This window comes from Streptomyces sp. NPDC049541, from assembly GCF_044465725.1.
Classification (GTDB): Bacteria; Actinomycetota; Actinomycetes; order Streptomycetales; family Streptomycetaceae; genus Streptomyces.
In genome coordinates this window covers 147,565-164,286 of record NZ_JBITLY010000009.1, presented here as the reverse complement: position 1 = coordinate 164,286, position 16,722 = coordinate 147,565, and the positions used below count along the sequence as shown (strand labels likewise).

Here is a 16,722-nt window from a genome sequence, read left to right as displayed (position 1 = left end):
GTGCGGACCCATGGGTGGCGAGAGCACTACGCGTACGGCCCCGCGCAGCGGTGGCAAGAGCACGGGCCCGGTGGGCAGCAAGGCCGGACAGCGACTGTCCGGACTGGCGGTCGCACTGGGCATTGTGCTGTTCCTCGGTGGATTCGGCTGGGCAGCGGTGGTCTACCGGCCGTACACCGTGCCGACCACCTCGATGACGCCGACGATCGACGCCGGCGACCGGGTCCTGGCCCAGCGCGTCGACGGCAGTGAGATCCGCCGGGGCGACGTCGTCGTCTTCAACGACAAGTCCTGGGTGACCAACGCCTCCGTGGTCAAGCGTGTGGTCGCGGTCGGCGGTGACACGGTCTCCTGCTGCACGAACGGCAAGCTGACCGTGAACGGCAAGCAGATCGACGAGGGCTATCTCAAGGGCAGCGTCGTCGAGGACAAGAAGATCCCGACCGTGACGGTCCCCCAGGGCCGCCTGTTCCTGCTCGGCGACGAGCGCCAGGGGTCGCTGGACTCCTCCGCCCACCTCAGTGACGCCGCCCAGGGCACCGTCGCGCGCTCCGCCGTGACGGCTCGCGTGGACGCCGTCGTCTGGCCCATGAAGGGCATGCTGGAACGCCCCACCGGCTTCGAGACCCTCGGCGCGCTCTCCCAGCCGGGCCCGCTGCGGATCATCGTCACCCTGATCGTGGCCGGCGCCGTGCTGGTCCTCGGCGGCGGCGCGTACGGCCCGATCGCCAAGCGGATGGGCGGGCGCCGCGCCCGGGCGCGGACGGAGCCCGTGGGTGCCCGCTGAGGCCGCGGGCGGGTGCGAGGACTCGTACCGGGGCGGGCTGCGCAAGGTGGCCCGGGTGGTTCTGCTCGACCCCGAGGACCGCATCCTGCTCCTGCACGGCCATGAGCCGGACGATCCGGCCGACGACTGGTGGTTCACGCCCGGCGGCGGACTGGAGGGCGACGAGAGTCGTGAGGAGGCCGCTCTCAGGGAACTCGCCGAGGAGACCGGCATCACCGATGTCGAACTCGGCCCGGTGGTCTGGCGGCGGATGTGCTCCTTCCCGTTCGCGGGCCGCCGCTGGGACCAGGACGAGTGGTACTACCTGGCCCGTACGACGGACACGTCCCCGGTGGTGCCCGGGGCCACGGGCCTCACGGAACTGGAGCGGCGCAGCGTCGCCGGAGCACGCTGGTGGACGTGTCGGGAACTTGCCCGGGCACATGAGACCGTGTACCCGACCAGACTCGCCGAGCTGCTGCACAGGCTGCTCGACGAAGGTCCCCCGGCCGGACCCGTGACCCTTGACCCCGAAATCGTCTAGGGGCTCACGGGACTGGCGCACAATGGTGGGATCGCACGGCTGAAGGGGAAGCTGCCATGAGCGCCGAGGACCTCGAGAAGTACGAGACCGAGATGGAGCTGAAGCTCTACCGGGAGTACCGCGATGTCGTCGGTCTGTTCAAATACGTGATCGAGACCGAGCGGCGCTTCTACCTGACCAACGACTACGAGATGCAGGTGCACTCGGTCCAGGGCGAGGTGTTCTTCGAAGTGTCGATGGCGGACGCCTGGGTCTGGGACATGTACCGGCCGGCTCGGTTCGTGAAGCAGGTGCGGGTACTCACGTTCAAGGACGTGAACATCGAGGAGCTGAACAAGAGCGATCTCGAGCTGCCGGGCGGCTGACGGCCACGGTAGGTCGCTCGTGCGGGTGACGAGTTTGTCCACAACCACCGAGTACTCCACCAAGATCCACTCGGTGGGAGCGGATGCGTGACGGTTGGCGCCGGAGGTGGTGCCGACATGAGGACACGCAACGCACAACGCAGTGCCATGGGCAGGTACGGCGAGGATCTGGCCGCGCGGCGGCTGGCGGACGCCGGTATGACGGTCCTGGAGCGCAACTGGCGCTCGGGCAGGACGGGTGAGATCGACATCGTGGCCCGGGACGGGGACGTCCTGGTGGTCTGCGAGGTGAAGACCCGCAGGGCGGGCATCTTCCAGCACCCCATGGCCGCGGTCACACCGACGAAGGCGCAGCGCCTGCGCGGTCTGGCGGAGCGCTGGGCGCAGGAACACGGCGGGGCCCCGCCGGGCGGCGTCCGTATCGACCTGGTGGGCGTCCTGCTCCCCGACCGCGGCGCACCCCTGGTCGAACACGCGCGGGGGGTGGCCTGATGGGGTTCGCGCGTACGTGCGCGGTGGCGCTCGTCGGTGTCGAGGGCGTGGTGGTCGAGGTCCAGGCGGATCTGGAGCCGGGGGTGGCGGCGTTCACGTTGGTGGGGCTGCCGGACAAGAGCCTGAGCGAGAGCCGGGACCGGGTGCGGGCGGCCGTCGTCAACTCGGGCGGCGAATGGCCGCAGAAGAAGCTGACGGTGGGGCTGAGCCCGGCCTCGGTGCCGAAGGCCGGAAGCGGCTTCGACCTGGCCGTCGCCTGCGCCGTGCTCGGCGCCTGCGAGCGGATCGACCCGCGGGTGCTCGCCGACATCGTCATGATCGGGGAGCTGGGTCTGGACGGCCGCGTCCGGCCCGTGCGGGGCATTCTGCCGGCGGTGCTGGCCGCCGCGGACGCGGGCTACGAGCAGGTGGTCGTGCCCGAGTGCGCGGCCGCCGAGGCTTCGCTGGTGCCCGGTGTCTCCGTCCTGGGGGTGCGCAGCCTGCGCCAGCTGATCGCCGTCCTGGCGGACGAGCCGGTACCCGTGGAGGAAGCGGACGAGCAGGGCCGTCCCGATCCGCTGCTGGCCGGTCTGCGGGTGCCCGGCACGGGCGCGGCCACGGGGATGCACAGCCTGGGCGCCGCCCAGCACGACCAGGGTCATGACCTGGCCGACGTGGTGGGCCAGATCTCGGCGCGGACGGCGGTGGAGGTCGCCGCGGCGGGCGGCCACCACCTGTTCCTGGAGGGCCCGCCCGGCGCCGGCAAGACCATGCTCGCGGAGCGGCTCCCGGCGATCCTCCCGCTGCTCGGCAGGCAGGAGTCGCTGGAGGTCACGGCGGTGCACTCGGTGGCAGGTCTGCTGCCCCCGGGCAAACCCCTGATCGACGTCGCGCCGTACTGCGCCCCGCACCACTCGGCCACCATGCAGGCGCTCGTGGGCGGCGGCCTGGGCATCGCGCGGCCCGGCGCCGTCTCGCTCTCCCACCGGGGCGTGCTCTTCCTCGACGAGACGCCCGAGTTCAGCAGCCACGCGCTTGACGCGCTGCGGCAGCCCCTGGAGGCGGGGCACGTGGTGATCGCGCGCAGTGCGGGTGTGGTGCGGTTCCCGGCGAAATTCCTGATGGTGCTCGCGGCGAATCCCTGCCCCTGCGGCCGCTTCTCCCAGGCGGACGACTTCTGCGAGTGCCCGCCCTCGGCGATCCGTCGCTACCAGGCGCGGCTGTCCGGCCCGCTGCTGGACCGGGTCGACCTGCGGGTCGAGGTCGACCGGGTGACCCGCGCCCAACTGGCCCAGCGGGGCGCCGGCGGCGAGTCCACCACGACCGTCGCCCACCGCGTGCGGGCGGCCAGGGAGCGTGCGGCGGCCCGGCTGGTGGGTACGCCGTGGCGGACCAACAGCGAAGTCCCCGGGCGGGAGCTGCGCAGCCGCTGGCACGCCGCGGCCGGTGCGATGGACGAGGCGGAACGGAATCTGGAGCGGGGCGTGCTGACCGCCCGCGGGCTGGACCGCGTGCTGCGTGTCGCCTGGACCGTCGCGGACCTCGTGGGCCACGACCGGCCCGACGCGACCGACGTCGCCCTGGCGCTGCAACTGCGTACCGGCGTGCCGCGCGGGGTGCCCATGGCCATCGGGGCGCTGACATGAGCCCCGGTGCGGATCCGGCCGACGAGCTGCTCGCCCGTGTCCTTCTCAGCCGTGTGCTCGAACCGGGGGACGAGGTCGGCGGGCGGTGGCTGCGGGAGCTCGGCGCGGTGGAGGTGGCGAGACGGCTGCGCGAGGGCGGGCCGCAGCTGGTCGGGATCACCGACAAGCGGTGGGCCGGGCTGCTGGACCGGGCCGCGCAGGCCGAGCCCGAGCGGGATCTCGCCGCCGCCCAGGAGGCCGACATGCGGTTCGTGGCGCCCGGGGACGGCGAGTGGCCCGGGCAGCTCGACGACCTGGGGGACGCGCGGCCGGTGGGGCTGTGGGTGCGCGGGCGGGCCAGCCTGCGGATGTGGGCGCTCAGATCCGTCGCCGTCGTCGGAGCACGGGCCTGCACCGAGTACGGGGCGCACATGGCGGCCGTGCTCGGCGCGGGGCTCGCCGAGCACGGGTGGGTGGTGGTGTCCGGCGGGGCCTACGGGGTCGACGGCGCCGCCCACAGGGGTGCCCTCGGCGCCGGTGGTGCCACCGTCGCGGTGCTGGCCTGCGGCGTCGACCGGGCCTACCCGCGCGGTCATACCGAGTTGCTCGGCAGGATCGCGGGACAGGGACTGGTGATCGGGGAGTTGCCACCCGGCGATCATCCGACGCCGAGCAGATTCATCGTCCGCAACCGGGTGATCGCCGCCCTGACCAGGGGCACCGTGGTCGTCGAGGCCGCACACCGCAGCGGCTCGCTGGTCACCGCACGGGCCGCGCAGCGGCTGGGGCGCCACACCATGGGCGTGCCCGGGCCGGCCACCAGCGGCCTGTCCGCCGGAGTGCACGAGCTTCTGCGGGGCGACGCCGTGCTCGTCACCGACGCCGCGGAAGTCGTCGAGCTGGTCGGCGACATGGGCGAGCTGGCCCCGGACCGGCGCGGACCCGTACTGCCCCGCGATCTGCTGGAGCCCGGCGCCCGCCGCGTCCTGGCCGCACTGCCCGGCCGCGGGGCGGCTGCGCCCGGTGACATCGCGCGGGGCGCGCAGACCACGCAGGACGACGCGATCGCGAGACTGTACGAACTCCGATCACTCGGTTACGTCGAACGACACGGCGACGGCTGGAAGTTGACACGCCAGGCGATGATCTCCGTCCGCGGGGGTCGCAGTCCGTGTTGACCGAGCGTGTTCGGCCGTCCGGGGGAAGCCTGACACCTGTGCAAATGCGCGTAGTTGGCGTCTCCCGGCAGTCACGCACAGCGATCGCCATGACTCTGTGGGGCGTCCTGCGGAACGTATCTGCGCACCCGATCCGCGTCGGTCTTCGCGCACCGCGACACTTCAGTCACGCTACGCTCACGAGGATTCCGGCACAGACCGGCATCTCGACACCAGACCGACAGCTCCCCCAGGCACCCCCCACTTCACAGCAGAACGGCACAAGGCGACGAATGCCCCAGCACACCTCCGGGTCCGACCGGGCGGCGATCCCCCCAGCCGCCCGTGACGGTGGCAGCGTGCGGCCGCCCGCTCCCTCGACGCTCGACGAGCTGTGGCGGTCGTACAAGGACACGGGCGACGAGCGGCTGCGGGAGCAGCTGATCCTGCACTACTCGCCGCTGGTGAAGTACGTGGCGGGACGGGTGAGCGTCGGTCTGCCGCCGAACGTGGAGCAGGCCGACTTCGTCTCCTCCGGGGTCTTCGGGCTCATCGACGCGATCGAGAAGTTCGACATCGACCGGGAGATCAAGTTCGAGACGTACGCGATCACCCGGATCCGGGGCGCGATGATCGACGAGCTCAGGGCCCTGGACTGGATCCCGCGGTCGGTGCGGCAGAAGGCGCGGAACGTGGAGCGGGCGTACGCGACCCTGGAGGCGCGTCTGAGACGGACGCCGTCGGAGGGCGAGGTGGCCGTCGAGATGGGCATCCCCGTCGATGAACTCCACGCAGTGTTCAGCCAGTTGTCGCTGGCCAACGTGGTGGCCCTGGAAGAGCTGCTGCACGTGGGGGGCGAGGGCGGGGACGGGCTCAGCGTGATGGACACGCTGGAGGACACCGCCGCCGACAACCCCGTGGAGGTGGCCGAGGACCGCGAGCTCAGGCGGTTCCTGGCCCGGGCGATCAACACCCTCCCCGAGCGGGAGAAGACCGTCGTCACGCTGTACTACTACGAGGGCCTCACGCTCGCCGAGATCGGGAACGTGCTCGGCGTGACCGAGAGCCGCGTGAGCCAGATCCACACCAAGTCGGTGCTGCAGCTGCGGGCGAAGCTGGCGAGCTTCGGACGCTGAGCGGCCCGACTCACTCCCGTCGGGGGTGGTCCGTCCGTAAAGTGGTTGACGTGCCAAGGATTCGAGCGGCCTCGGTGGCCGAACACCGGTCGATGCAGCGAGCCGCCCTGCTGGACGCGGCCCGGTCTCTGCTGTCCGAGGGTGGGACGGAGGCGCTGACATTCCCGGCCCTCGCCGAGCGGACGGGGCTCGCGCGGTCGTCCGTGTACGAGTACTTCCGCTCCCGGGCGGCTGTCGTCGAGGAACTGTGCGCGGTCGACTTCCCGGTGTGGGCCGCGGAGGTCTCGGCGGCGATGGAGCGGGCGGGGTCGGCCGAGGGCAAGGTCGAGGCGTATGTGCGCCAGCAGCTGGTGCTGGTCGGGGACCGGCGGCACCGGGCCGTGGTGGCGATCTCCGCGAGTGAGCTGGATGCGGGGGCCCGGGAGAAGATCCGGGCCGCGCACGGGGGGCTGGTCGCCATGATCGTCGAGGCGCTCGGGGAGATGGGGCATTCCTCGCCGCGGCTGGCTGCGATGTTGGTGCAGGGGGTCGTGGACGCGGCGGTGCGGCGGATCGAGCTGGGGGCGGCGGAGGAGCCCTCGGCGATCACTGAGGCTGCGGTGGCCATGGCGCTGCGGGGGGTTCGCGGCTGAGGGCCGTGGGGCTGCTGTAGAGGCCGTGTCGCTTGCCCGCGCTTGCCGGGTGCCGCTGCGCCCACCCGTGCCGCCCCAGCGGCACGACTGCCCGCAGCTACGGCAGCCACGAGGACGGCGGCACGACTGCCGGCAGCTAGGGCAGCCACGAGGGCAGCGGCACGACTGCCGGCAGCTAGGGCAGCCACGAGGACGGCGGCACGACTGCCGGCAGCTAGGGCAGCCATGAGGACGGCGGCACGACTGCCCGCAGCTAGGGCATCCACGAGGACGGCGGCACGACTCCCCGCAGTTAGGGCATCCACGAGGGCAGCGGCACGACTCCCGGCAGCTACGGCAGCCACGAGGACGACGGCACGACTCCAGCTAGGGCAGCCACGAGGACGGCGGCACGGCTGCCCGCCGACTGGGCCGGTCACGAAGGCAGCGGCACTCCCAGGACCGGCAGCAGCCTCGATGGCCCTCGGTGCAGCAGCCACGGTGGGAGCAGGGCCAACGGGTCCACGTAGGTGTCGCCCCTCAGCAGGCCCCAGTGCACGCACGTGACCGTGCAGTGGCCGGATCCCGGTTCCACCGTCCCCACCACCTCGCCAGGCCTCACCTCGTCGCCCTTCTGCACCGACGCCGTCACCGGTTCGTATGTCGTTCGCAGGTTCGTGTCCGTCAGCTGCACGGAGATCACACCGCGGCCTGCCACGCGGCCCGCGAAGAAGACGCGGCCGGCCGCCACCGCTCTCACCGGGGTTCCGGCCGGGGCCGCCAGGTCCACGCCCCGGTGGCCGCGGCCGTAGACCGTCGCCGGGGGCTCCCAGCCTCGTAGGACCCTGGGGTGGGTGCCCACCGGCCAGGTGCGGCCGACGGCAGGGACCGGTGGGTCCGGGGCCGGCGGCGGGTCCTCCGCCCAGGCCCAGGGGGACACGACGGTCAACGCCAGTCCCAGCAGTGCCGCCCACGTCATCTGCACGTATCGCCTCGCTCGCATGCGAGAAGCCTCCCGCGCCGCCCCCGGTCACGGCCGGGAGCTGTGGACTACTCGCCGGTTGTGGACAGCGGCGTCACCCGGTGCCTCGCGGGTCCCGTACACTTCTTCTGGCGATCCGGGTCACCGGGTCGACTTCGCACGCCCCGACATCGGGCCGCCACGCGGTCGGTGTCAGCGCCTCTCGGTCCCTCGTGGCAAGGCGCATCGCGGGCGTCAGGCGCGGGAGCCGTCCGGTCCCCGCGGCACAACCGAGAAACTCAAGGAGATACGGCCATGGCCGTCGTCACGATGCGGGAGCTGCTGGAGAGCGGCGTCCACTTCGGTCACCAGACCCGTCGCTGGAACCCGAAGATGAAGCGCTTCATCTTCACCGAGCGCAACGGCATCTACATCATCGACCTGCTCCAGTCGCTGTCGTACATCGACCGCGCCTACGAGTTCGTCAAGGAGACCGTCGCCCACGGTGGCACGGTCATGTTCGTCGGTACGAAGAAGCAGGCGCAGGAGGCCATCGCCGAGCAGGCCACCCGCGTCGGCATGCCCTACGTCAACCAGCGCTGGCTGGGCGGCATGCTCACCAACTTCTCCACCGTCTACAAGCGTCTGCAGCGCCTCAAGGAGCTCGAGCAGATCGACTTCGAGGACGTCGCGGCCTCGGGTCTGACCAAGAAGGAGCTTCTCGTGCTCTCGCGCGAGAAGGCCAAGCTGGAGAAGACCCTCGGTGGTATCCGCGAGATGCAGAAGGTGCCCAGCGCCGTCTGGATCGTGGACACCAAGAAGGAGCACATCGCGGTCGGTGAGGCCCGGAAGCTCAACATCCCGGTCGTCGCGATCCTCGACACCAACTGCGACCCGGACGAGGTCGACTACAAGATCCCGGGCAACGACGACGCGATCCGCTCCGTCACCCTGCTCACCCGTGTGATCGCCGACGCGGTCGCCGAGGGCCTCATCGCCCGCTCCGGTGTCGCCACCGAGGGCAAGGAGAAGGCCGCGGGCGAGCCGCTCGCCGAGTGGGAGCGCGACCTGCTCGAGGGCGAGAAGAAGGCCGACTCCGAGGAAGCCGCCGAGAAGCCGGCCGAGGCCGCTGCCGAGGCCCCCGCGGACGAGACCCCTGCCGCCGAGGCTCCGGCCGCGGACGCCGAGCAGGCCTGACCCGTCAGCGTCAGAGGTTGACGGCGGGGGCGGCGTGAAGTCCGCCCCCGCCGTTCACCCGTAGGTCAGCGGCGAGTCAGCGGCCCCCGGCTACATGGGGGCCGTAGACCCCGTAGATCTTCGATCTTCCAGACTTCGAGAAAGATTCACAGACTCATGGCGAACTACACCGCCGCCGACGTCAAGAAGCTTCGTGAGCTCACCGGCGCCGGCATGATGGACTGCAAGAAGGCGCTGGACGAGGCCGAGGGCAACGTCGACAAGGCCGTCGAGGCGCTCCGCATCAAGGGCCAGAAGGGCGTCGCCAAGCGCGAGGGCCGCTCCGCCGAGAACGGCGCAGTGGTCTCCCTCATCGCCGACGACAACACCTCCGGTGTCCTGGTCGAGCTGAAGTGCGAGACGGACTTCGTCGCCAAGGGCGAGAAGTTCCAGGCCGTCGCGAACGCGATCGCCGAGCACGTCGCCAAGACCTCCCCGGCCGACCTCGAGGCCCTGCTCGCCTCCGAGATCGAGGCCGGCAAGACCGTCCAGGCGTTCGTGGACGAGGCCAACGCCAACCTCGGCGAGAAGATCGTCCTGGACCGCTTCGCGCAGTTCGCCGACGGTTTCGTCTACTCCTACATGCACCGCACCATGCCCGACCTGCCCCCGCAGATCGGTGTCCTGGTCGAGCTGGACAAGGCCGACGCCGAGCTGGCCAAGGGCGTCGCCCAGCACATCGCCGCCTTCGCGCCGAAGTACCTCTCCAAGGAGGACGTGCCGGCCGAGGTCGTCGAGTCCGAGCGCCGTGTCGCCGAGGAGACCACCCGCGCCGAGGGCAAGCCCGAGGCCGCCCTGCCGAAGATCGTCGAGGGTCGCCTCAACGGCTTCTTCAAGGACGCCACGCTGCTGGGCCAGCCGTACGCGCTCGACAACAAGAAGTCCGTCCAGAAGGTCCTGGACGAGGCCGGTGTCACCCTGAAGCGCTTCACGCGTATCAAGGTCGGCATCTGAGTCCGTGCCGCGATCGGCGTCTCGGCCCGATAGGGTCGAGTGCAGCCGTCCGGCCGTCCGGCACGCACGCGCGTGACGGACGACAGCAGATCTGACGAGGAGGCCATTGCCGAGCATGGGATGCCAACACCCCAGCGGCAATGGCCTTCTTCGTATGTGCAACACGTGAAAGAGGCGGGATCTCCATGACCACCACCAAGCCCCAGAAGAGCGACGACGGCAAAGTACACGGCCGGTTTCTGCTGAAGCTGTCCGGTGAGGCCTTCTCCGGTGGCGGGGGCCTGGGCGTGGACCCCGACGTGGTGCACAAGATCGCCCGCGAGATCGCGGCCGTGGTACGGGACGGGGCGCAGGTCGCGGTCGTCATCGGCGGCGGCAACTTCTTCCGCGGCGCCGAGCTCCAGCAGCGCGGCATGGACCGGGCCCGCTCCGACTACATGGGCATGCTCGGCACCGTGATGAACTGCCTCGCCCTCCAGGACTTCCTGGAGAAGGAGGGCATCGACAGCCGGGTGCAGACCGCCATCACCATGGGCCAGGTCGCCGAGCCGTACATCCCGCTGCGCGCGGTGCGGCACCTGGAGAAGGGCCGGGTCGTCATCTTCGGCGCCGGTATGGGCATGCCGTACTTCTCCACCGACACCACCGCCGCGCAGCGCGCCCTGGAGATCGACGCCGAGGCGCTGCTGATGGGCAAGAACGGCGTGGACGGGGTCTACGACTCCGACCCGAAGACCAACCCCGACGCGGTCAAGTTCGACGCCCTCGGCTACGGCGAGGTCATCACCCGCGACCTCAAGGTCGCCGACGCGACCGCGATCACGCTGTGCCGCGACAACAAGCTCCCGATCCTCGTCTTCGAGCTCCTCGCGGAGGGCAATATCGCCCGCGCCGTCAAGGGTGAGAAGATCGGCACGCTTGTGGGTGACCACGGCAGCCGGGACTGACCAGCAACACCCACGGACCCTGACCGGGGGATGGACAATGTCCCGCAGGTCGGGAACCGTGCAGGAAGAAGACGCGACGCAGCCGGCCGCCGCCCCCACGCTTATGGAACAGCAGCCGGGCCTACTCAAGACACGCAGGAGCAAGTGGTGATCGAAGAGACCCTCCTCGAGGCCGAGGAGAAGATGGAGAAGGCCGTCGTGGTCGCCAAGGAGGACTTCGCCGCGATCCGCACCGGTCGTGCGCACCCGGCGATGTTCAACAAGATCGTGGCCGACTACTACGGCGCGCCGACGCCGATCAACCAGCTGGCTTCGTTCTCCGTGCCGGAGCCGCGCATGGCGGTGGTGACCCCGTTCGACAAGACGGCGCTGCGCAACATCGAGCAGGCGATCCGCGACTCCGACCTGGGCGTCAACCCGAGCAACGACGGCAACATCATCCGGGTGGTGTTCCCGGAGCTCACCGAGGAGCGCCGCCGCGACTACATCAAGGTCGCCAAGGGCAAGGCCGAGGACGCACGCGTGTCCATCCGCTCCGTGCGCCGCAAGGCCAAGGACGCCATCGACAAGCTGATCAAGGACGGCGAGGTCGGCGAGGACGAGGGCCGCCGTGCGGAGAAGGAACTCGACGACTCCACCCACAAGTACGTGGCACAGGTGGACGAGCTCCTGAAGCACAAGGAAGCGGAGCTGCTCGAGGTCTGATGAACGACTCTTCCTGGGGAACGCCGCCCCACACCGGGTCGCAGGCGGGGTACTGGGGGCCGTCCGACCAGGGACCTGTCCAGGGGGCTGCCCCGGCGGGTCCCGCGTACGATGCGCCCAAGGCGCAGCAGACTCGCCCCATGCCCATCGTGCCCGAGGTACCCGCGTACGGCGGTGACCAGGATGACGACCGGGGGGCCGCTCGGCTGAGCGGTCCCTTGTTCCGCGACGAACCCCCTCAGTCGCCGCCCTACCCGGCGGCGCAGCAGAATCCGGAGCCCATGCCCGACGCCCCGCAGCCGGCGCCCCGCCCGCAGAAGAAGAGCGCGGGCCGCGACCTGGGCGCGGCCATAGGGGTCGGTGTCGCGCTCGGCGTGGTGATCATCGCGTCGTTGTTCATCGTCAAGGCCGTCTTCGTCGGCGTCGTCGCGGTCGCCGTCGTGGTCGGCCTGTGGGAGCTGACCAGCCGTCTCCAGGAGCGCAAGGGCATCAAGGCGCCCCTGGTCCCGCTGGCACTCGGCGGCGGAGCGATGGTCGTCGCCGGCTATGTGCGGGGCGCCGAGGGCGCGTGGGTCGCCATGGCACTCACGGCGCTCGCCGTCCTCGTATGGCGCATGACGGAGCCACCGGAGGGCTACCTCAAGGACGTCACGGCCGGGGTCTTCGCGGCCTTCTACGTGCCCTTCCTGGCGACGTTCGTGGCGCTGATGCTGACGGCCGAGGACGGCCCCTGGCGGGTACTGACCTTCCTGCTCCTCACCGTGGTCAGCGACACGGGCGCGTACGCCGTCGGCTGGCGCTTCGGGAGCCACAAGCTCGCCCCGCGCATCAGCCCCGGCAAGACTCGCGAGGGCCTGGTCGGCGCGGTCACGTTCGCGATGGTGGCGGGCGCGCTGTGCATGCAGTTCCTGATCGACGACGGCGCCTGGTGGCAGGGCCTGATCCTCGGCCTCGCGGTCGCGGCCAGCGCCACGCTGGGCGACCTCGGCGAGTCGATGATCAAGCGGGACCTGGGCATCAAGGACATGGGCACGCTGCTGCCGGGGCACGGCGGCATCATGGACCGGCTGGACTCGCTGCTGCCGACGGCGCCGGTGGTGTGGCTGCTCATGGTGCTGTTCGTGGGATCCGGCTGACCGGCCGTGACGCCTGGAGCCCCCGCCCTTTGGAGGGCGGGGGCTCCACGCTTTTCGGAAGGCTTTTCGGACGATGGCGGAGCGGCCGGCCGAGTGGGACGATTCCGGTGTAAGCCCCCAAAGGGAACCTCCCGAACCCGAAGAGGAGGCGCCATGTCCACCATCCACGAGGAGTTCGACGTGGACTGCCGTCCCGAGGACGCCTGGGCGTACATCATCGACCCCTCCCACATGCCGGAGTGGCAGCTGAGCGCGGTCGCCACCGAACAGCTCGACGACCGCCCCTTCGGACTCGGATCCCGGGTCCGGGTCACGCGGCACATAGGCCGCCGCGACATTCCGATGACCATGGAGTGCACCCAGTACGAACCGCAGCGCTCCTGGACCGTGCGCGGGATCGACGGCCCTATCAGGGGCAACTTCCACGGCGAGATCACGCCCCTCGACGACGGTCGCCGTACCCACGTCACCATGGACCTCGACTTCGAGGGACACGGCATCGGCAAGGTCCTGCTCCCCCTGGTCGTCCGCCCGCAGGTCCGCAAGGAGATGCCGCGCAACGAGCAACTGCTCAAGAACAAGCTGGAGCACACCACCGCATAGGCGCCCACACCGCGGGATCTGCTGCCAGGCAGAGGGCTCTGAGGGGCTCCGGGGTCGTCCCAGGGCCGTGATCCGAAGAACTGACGGCTACGGCCAGCGGTTTGAGGCCCGCTCGTAGATCACCAGGAAGCTGTGCGTTGCGGAGTCGGGGGTTGGCGATCCGCTGGAAGTCCGCGAACCGCTCATCCCCCGCCTGCAGGCAGCCGCCCGTTTCCCTCGCGTGTCCGATGGGAGAGCAGGCAGCGGGTACCGACGGGGAACGTCGGCGATCCCCCCGAGAACACACAGGTCAACGTTCTGCCAGGTCAGGCTGGATCCGCATAAGCGATCTTCCCAACTGGTGCTTCGGTCGTCTATTGGGGCACCGATGGACGAGTTCTCCGGTAAGCGGTGAACTCCATACCGAATCCGACGACAGCGAGGGCGACACCCAGCCACAAGAACAGCGAGCAATGCTGTTCCACTCCACCAAACAGCATGACATCCACACCGAGGATGGGGAGAAAGATCCCTCCTGCGGTATACCACTGTCCTTTGCGTGCCTTGTTGATCGCCGAAGCCGCACCGAGCAACAAGATCAAGGCATAGAGCGGCATCCGCACGGCGACACCCTCGCAGCTCATGATCTCCTTTGCGATAGGCCCCAGTTGACGCGGGCGCTCCCACTCGAGTGCTCCGTCTCCGTGTCTGCGCTCGGGAGTAGCTGAACTGGCTCCCAGCAGCCAGGCTTGGGTCAGCTCTCCTCGTCCTCGACGATGCCGAAGGCGACGGGAAATGACTCCAGGAAATCGCGCCGTCCCGGATCTTGTTCCGCTTCGGCCAAGTGCGCAAGCACGTGCAAGAGCCGTTCGCGTTGGTCTGAGGGCAGTTGCAGCAGCACCCAGCCCACGCTCTCCATCGTCTTCACCGCAGAATCCGGATCCACTTCCTCGTCCTCGCAGCTGTCCAGCCACCAAACGATGTCAACGAGCAGGCCGGTGAGTGCCGGCACGAGCGGATCCGTGTCAGTCATCCGCGCAACGTAGCCGATCCCTACGACACCACATCAGTGCGGGTTCCCGGCCAGCCTTCAGTGCCCCGGGCCGTGCCTGGGCCGTGCGAGGGCGCCCGACGCCGACCGGCAAAGACGGAAGCCCACGGCATCTGAACTGGTCAGAGCCGTGCGGTCTTCAGTCTCGCTGGTCAGCGAGACCGGTGATCAGTAGACGGGCTACTGACCGTCTTGCAGTCCCTCAAACACAACCAAAGAGCCATCCCGCTCGAACCGCAGCACGCGGGGCCGGGAGGATTTCTGGGCTGAGTCCGGCTCAGGATGAAGCTCGCCGTAGCGCTGATGGTAAAGATCAACCGCTTCTTGGAGCGGGCATCCTTGTGCCTCACGAATCGCCTTCACCGCGAGGATTGTGCGCCCCTCCAGAATGTCGCGATCTACATCCGGCCCTTCTGCCACATGTCCTCCCCGGTCCGGCATCGCAGTAGAGCAACTGAGGCTCCTCCGGTCAAATGAGTTGAGCGGCGACCATGGAGTGGTTCGCCTAGAGGGGACCGGTGCTGCCCGCGGGCCGTGCCACTCCCGTGTCAGAACTGACGGGAACTCACGGGGACCAAGGTTCGCAGGGGCGAGTTCCACCGGACAGTGTCCAACGTGGGGAATCCGCAGGTCAGGCTCGTGATCGCCCCCTCGCTTGCTCGCTCCAGGCCAAGGTGTTCGAATCCGCGCATCCGCATGCGCTGAAGTCGGCGACTGAGGACTCCGGCATGCGCGCCAGTGGCTTGTACCCGCTCCTCCACCGAGTGGGGGGCGCCGCTGCGGAGGGCGGCCAGAGCTATCACGGATGCCTCGTCATCACCGGGCGCGGCAGGATCTTGAGGGCTGCACTCCGCCGGGCACGACAGGGGCCCAGCCGACGCTGGTCGACGGGGCCCGGATGGCGCGCAGGGTCAGCAGGCGTCGTACTTCCAGGCGCCGCCCTCAACCGTCCACGGCTGCCCCAGCTGGTCGAACTTCGGCAGGCCCTTCACCTTGTACGAGACGCGGCCCATGCCCCCTGAGACCGTCGCGTGCACGTCCGTCGCCGGGTGGTCGGGCCCGTAATCCTTCGCGGCCTGATCCACGGTAGCCGCGTACGTGGCCGGGTCTGCCTTGGCGCGACAGCGCTTCGACAGGAAGGCGTACGCCCCCTCCCCAGCCCCTCCGAAGTAGAGGTTCACGTACGTGTCCGCGACGCGCTCCAGTTCGACGGTGCCGGGCGGCGTCGGGGTGGTGGTCGGCGTCTCGGCGGCCGTGGTGGGGCTGCTGTTCGGGGTGTCGGCTTTGTCATCGCTGGACGATGAACAGGCGGTGAGGATGGCGAGCAGGGAGATGGTGAGTGTGATGGTGGCGCGGGTACGCATGTGTCCCCCATGAAGCGGTGTGCCGGAGGGGGCATGGTGCCACGCCGGACATGGTTGGGGCCCCGCCCGGGGGAATTCGGCGGGGCCAGGGGACCAGTCTGCCCGGCAGGCAAGGGGACTGGGACGCCAAGGTGCTGGCCCCGGCGGAGATCGCGGCGCGACTGGGCATCACCGAAGGCGAGCTGTGCGTCCCTACGACGTACGAGTTCCTGGCGGACGGCAGGCGGGGACGGCCCGTCGAGACAGCGGACATCGTCGTGCCCGCCGCTCACTGCGAGATCGTCTACGAGATCCCGATCAACCGCTGACGGGACAGAGCCGCCTCATGCCGTAGGCCCTCGGCTCGTATCGTGACGTCATGCGCAACGAGCGGCACGATGAGCGGCTGTCGGACGAGGAGTTGGAGCTGTTCCTCCAGTACCTCCACAGGTTCGCGAACCATGACCTTGATCTCTTCGCCCTCATGCAGATCGGCGATCCAGAGCACCCCGCCTACGTGTCCTTCAGCAGGAAGCCGGAAGCGGGTGTCGCCCCTTCGGCCTACCGGCGGCCGTAGACCCACGCCGGGTCACGTCGAATGCGTGTCGAAGTCGCCGGACCTCCGCGCTCAGCATCCGGAACCTGCCAGGTCCGGCCCACTCATCCGGTGGTCAGTTCAAGCGCCTTCCAAGCGCCTTCCAAGCGCTTGGCTTCCCGTCGGCCAAGAGTGGCTCAGCTGTGTGCAGCGCCGGGGCCGACGGCGAAGCCTTCGGACTGGTCCAGGTGGAAAGGTGAGCCCTGCTGCGTAGGGGACCAGCCCTGACGGAGAGCCGACGCGATAGCGGCGGCGACGTCGCTGGGCAGAACCGGGACACTTGGCGCACCGAACCAGTTGCTGGCATGAGGCTGATTCGTGGTGACGACCAGGGTCGTGCCAGGGGTGTCCGCGTGCTGCACCGCGTACGTGCACGGTCGATCACAGAGAGCCTGGTCGTACGTGGGCCGGCGGCGCAGGCGCCAGTGGTAAGTCGTGCCGTCGACGACGATGCGTCGCGAGCCCTTGCGGCCGATTGCCATGACGCCCCCGTCCCCTGGAATGGCAGCGATGCTAGCTGGTCAGACCATGGATGAT

At 69.7% G+C, this 16,722-nt stretch carries 21 protein-coding genes and 1 pseudogene; 16 read left to right on the top strand and 6 right to left on the bottom strand.

Annotated features, from left to right (window positions below; translation table 11 throughout):
* The first annotated feature begins 10 nt into the window (after window positions 1–10).
* From lepB to ACIBW9_RS30685, 8 genes are all read left to right on the top strand, one after another.
* The gene (gene lepB, locus ACIBW9_RS30720) at window positions 11–787 is read left to right on the top strand and encodes a signal peptidase I (RefSeq protein ID WP_398960298.1); all 777 of its coding nucleotides are present in this window, start codon (window positions 11–13) and stop codon (window positions 785–787) included.
* A complete protein-coding gene (locus ACIBW9_RS30715) occupies window positions 777–1,310 on the top strand; it encodes an NUDIX hydrolase (RefSeq protein ID WP_398960297.1) in 534 nt (177 codons plus the stop codon). Before lepB ends, ACIBW9_RS30715 begins: the two co-directional genes overlap by 11 nt.
* Window positions 1,311–1,366: 56 nt before the next feature.
* Window positions 1,367–1,675 carry a DUF2469 domain-containing protein gene (locus ACIBW9_RS30710; protein ID WP_003965949.1) on the top strand — a complete coding sequence of 103 codons (309 nt, stop codon included), beginning with the start codon at window positions 1,367–1,369 and terminating at the stop codon, window positions 1,673–1,675.
* An 87-nt stretch (window positions 1,676–1,762) separates the two neighbouring features.
* On the top strand, window positions 1,763–2,167 hold the full coding sequence (locus ACIBW9_RS30705) for a YraN family protein (RefSeq protein WP_398960296.1): 405 nt from the start codon (window positions 1,763–1,765) through the stop codon (window positions 2,165–2,167).
* Window positions 2,167–3,792 (top strand): YifB family Mg chelatase-like AAA ATPase, encoded by a 1,626-nt coding sequence (locus ACIBW9_RS30700; protein ID WP_398960295.1) that lies wholly within the window; start codon window positions 2,167–2,169, stop codon window positions 3,790–3,792. The genes ACIBW9_RS30705 and ACIBW9_RS30700 overlap by 1 nt, the downstream gene beginning before the upstream one ends.
* Window positions 3,789–4,949, top strand: coding sequence for a DNA-processing protein DprA (gene dprA / locus ACIBW9_RS30695; protein ID WP_398960294.1), 1,161 nt, complete (start codon window positions 3,789–3,791; stop codon window positions 4,947–4,949). The genes ACIBW9_RS30700 and dprA overlap by 4 nt, the downstream gene beginning before the upstream one ends.
* 272 nt (window positions 4,950–5,221) lie before the next feature.
* Window positions 5,222–6,064, top strand: a complete 843-nt coding sequence (whiG, locus tag ACIBW9_RS30690) for an RNA polymerase sigma factor WhiG (protein WP_344404831.1) — start codon at window positions 5,222–5,224, stop codon at window positions 6,062–6,064.
* 74 nt (window positions 6,065–6,138) lie between these two features.
* Complete coding sequence (locus ACIBW9_RS30685; protein ID WP_115905632.1) at window positions 6,139–6,696, top strand: TetR/AcrR family transcriptional regulator; 558 nt, start codon at window positions 6,139–6,141, stop codon at window positions 6,694–6,696.
* A 415-nt stretch (window positions 6,697–7,111) separates the two neighbouring features.
* Here the strand turns inward: ACIBW9_RS30685 and ACIBW9_RS30680 are convergent, their stop codons facing one another.
* On the bottom strand, window positions 7,112–7,678 hold the full coding sequence (locus tag ACIBW9_RS30680) for a M23 family metallopeptidase (protein ID WP_398960293.1): 567 nt from the start codon (window positions 7,676–7,678) through the stop codon (window positions 7,112–7,114).
* A 273-nt stretch (window positions 7,679–7,951) separates the two neighbouring features.
* Here ACIBW9_RS30680 and rpsB point away from each other — a divergent pair, with 273 nt between their 5' ends.
* The 6 genes from rpsB (at window position 7,952) to ACIBW9_RS30650 (ending at window position 13,217) form a co-directional block, all read left to right on the top strand.
* On the top strand, window positions 7,952–8,833 hold the full coding sequence (gene rpsB, locus ACIBW9_RS30675) for a 30S ribosomal protein S2 (protein WP_398960292.1): 882 nt from the start codon (window positions 7,952–7,954) through the stop codon (window positions 8,831–8,833).
* Window positions 8,834–8,989: 156 nt separating this feature from the next.
* Window positions 8,990–9,826 (top strand): translation elongation factor Ts, encoded by an 837-nt coding sequence (gene tsf, locus ACIBW9_RS30670; RefSeq protein WP_398960291.1) that lies wholly within the window; start codon window positions 8,990–8,992, stop codon window positions 9,824–9,826.
* A gap of 185 nt (window positions 9,827–10,011) precedes the next feature.
* Window positions 10,012–10,773, top strand: a complete 762-nt coding sequence (gene pyrH / locus ACIBW9_RS30665) for a UMP kinase (RefSeq protein ID WP_398960290.1) — start codon at window positions 10,012–10,014, stop codon at window positions 10,771–10,773.
* Window positions 10,774–10,920: 147 nt separating this feature from the next.
* Window positions 10,921–11,478 (top strand): ribosome recycling factor, encoded by a 558-nt coding sequence (gene frr, locus ACIBW9_RS30660; RefSeq protein ID WP_030943211.1) that lies wholly within the window; start codon window positions 10,921–10,923, stop codon window positions 11,476–11,478.
* A complete protein-coding gene (locus ACIBW9_RS30655; RefSeq protein WP_398960289.1) occupies window positions 11,478–12,614 on the top strand; it encodes a phosphatidate cytidylyltransferase in 1,137 nt (378 codons plus the stop codon). The genes frr and ACIBW9_RS30655 overlap by 1 nt, the downstream gene beginning before the upstream one ends.
* A gap of 153 nt (window positions 12,615–12,767) precedes the next feature.
* Window positions 12,768–13,217, top strand: a complete 450-nt coding sequence (locus ACIBW9_RS30650; RefSeq protein WP_398960288.1) for an SRPBCC family protein — start codon at window positions 12,768–12,770, stop codon at window positions 13,215–13,217.
* Between the two features lie 353 nt (window positions 13,218–13,570).
* Here the strand turns inward: ACIBW9_RS30650 and ACIBW9_RS30645 are convergent, their stop codons facing one another.
* The 4 genes from ACIBW9_RS30645 to ACIBW9_RS30630 form a co-directional block, all read right to left on the bottom strand.
* On the bottom strand, window positions 13,571–13,840 hold the full coding sequence (locus ACIBW9_RS30645) for a hypothetical protein (RefSeq protein ID WP_398960287.1): 270 nt from the start codon (window positions 13,838–13,840) through the stop codon (window positions 13,571–13,573).
* A 110-nt stretch (window positions 13,841–13,950) separates the two neighbouring features.
* The gene (locus tag ACIBW9_RS30640) at window positions 13,951–14,229 is read right to left on the bottom strand and encodes a hypothetical protein (RefSeq protein ID WP_398960286.1); all 279 of its coding nucleotides are present in this window, start codon (window positions 14,227–14,229) and stop codon (window positions 13,951–13,953) included.
* 198 nt (window positions 14,230–14,427) lie between these two features.
* A complete protein-coding gene (locus tag ACIBW9_RS30635; RefSeq protein ID WP_398960285.1) occupies window positions 14,428–14,667 on the bottom strand; it encodes a hypothetical protein in 240 nt (79 codons plus the stop codon).
* Between the two features lie 491 nt (window positions 14,668–15,158).
* On the bottom strand, window positions 15,159–15,611 hold the full coding sequence (locus ACIBW9_RS30630) for a hypothetical protein (RefSeq protein ID WP_398960284.1): 453 nt from the start codon (window positions 15,609–15,611) through the stop codon (window positions 15,159–15,161).
* Window positions 15,612–15,715: 104 nt separating this feature from the next.
* Here ACIBW9_RS30630 and ACIBW9_RS30625 point away from each other — a divergent pair.
* Together ACIBW9_RS30625 and ACIBW9_RS30620 are read left to right on the top strand one after the other, a co-directional pair.
* A pseudogene (locus ACIBW9_RS30625) lies at window positions 15,716–15,919 on the top strand (hypothetical protein); the annotation flags it as partial.
* Between the two features lie 50 nt (window positions 15,920–15,969).
* Window positions 15,970–16,167 carry a hypothetical protein gene (locus tag ACIBW9_RS30620; protein WP_398960283.1) on the top strand — a complete coding sequence of 66 codons (198 nt, stop codon included), beginning with the start codon at window positions 15,970–15,972 and terminating at the stop codon, window positions 16,165–16,167.
* A gap of 155 nt (window positions 16,168–16,322) precedes the next feature.
* Here the strand turns inward: ACIBW9_RS30620 and ACIBW9_RS30615 are convergent, their stop codons facing one another.
* On the bottom strand, window positions 16,323–16,667 hold the full coding sequence (locus ACIBW9_RS30615; protein WP_398960282.1) for a hypothetical protein: 345 nt from the start codon (window positions 16,665–16,667) through the stop codon (window positions 16,323–16,325).
* Window positions 16,668–16,722 lie beyond the last annotated feature (55 nt).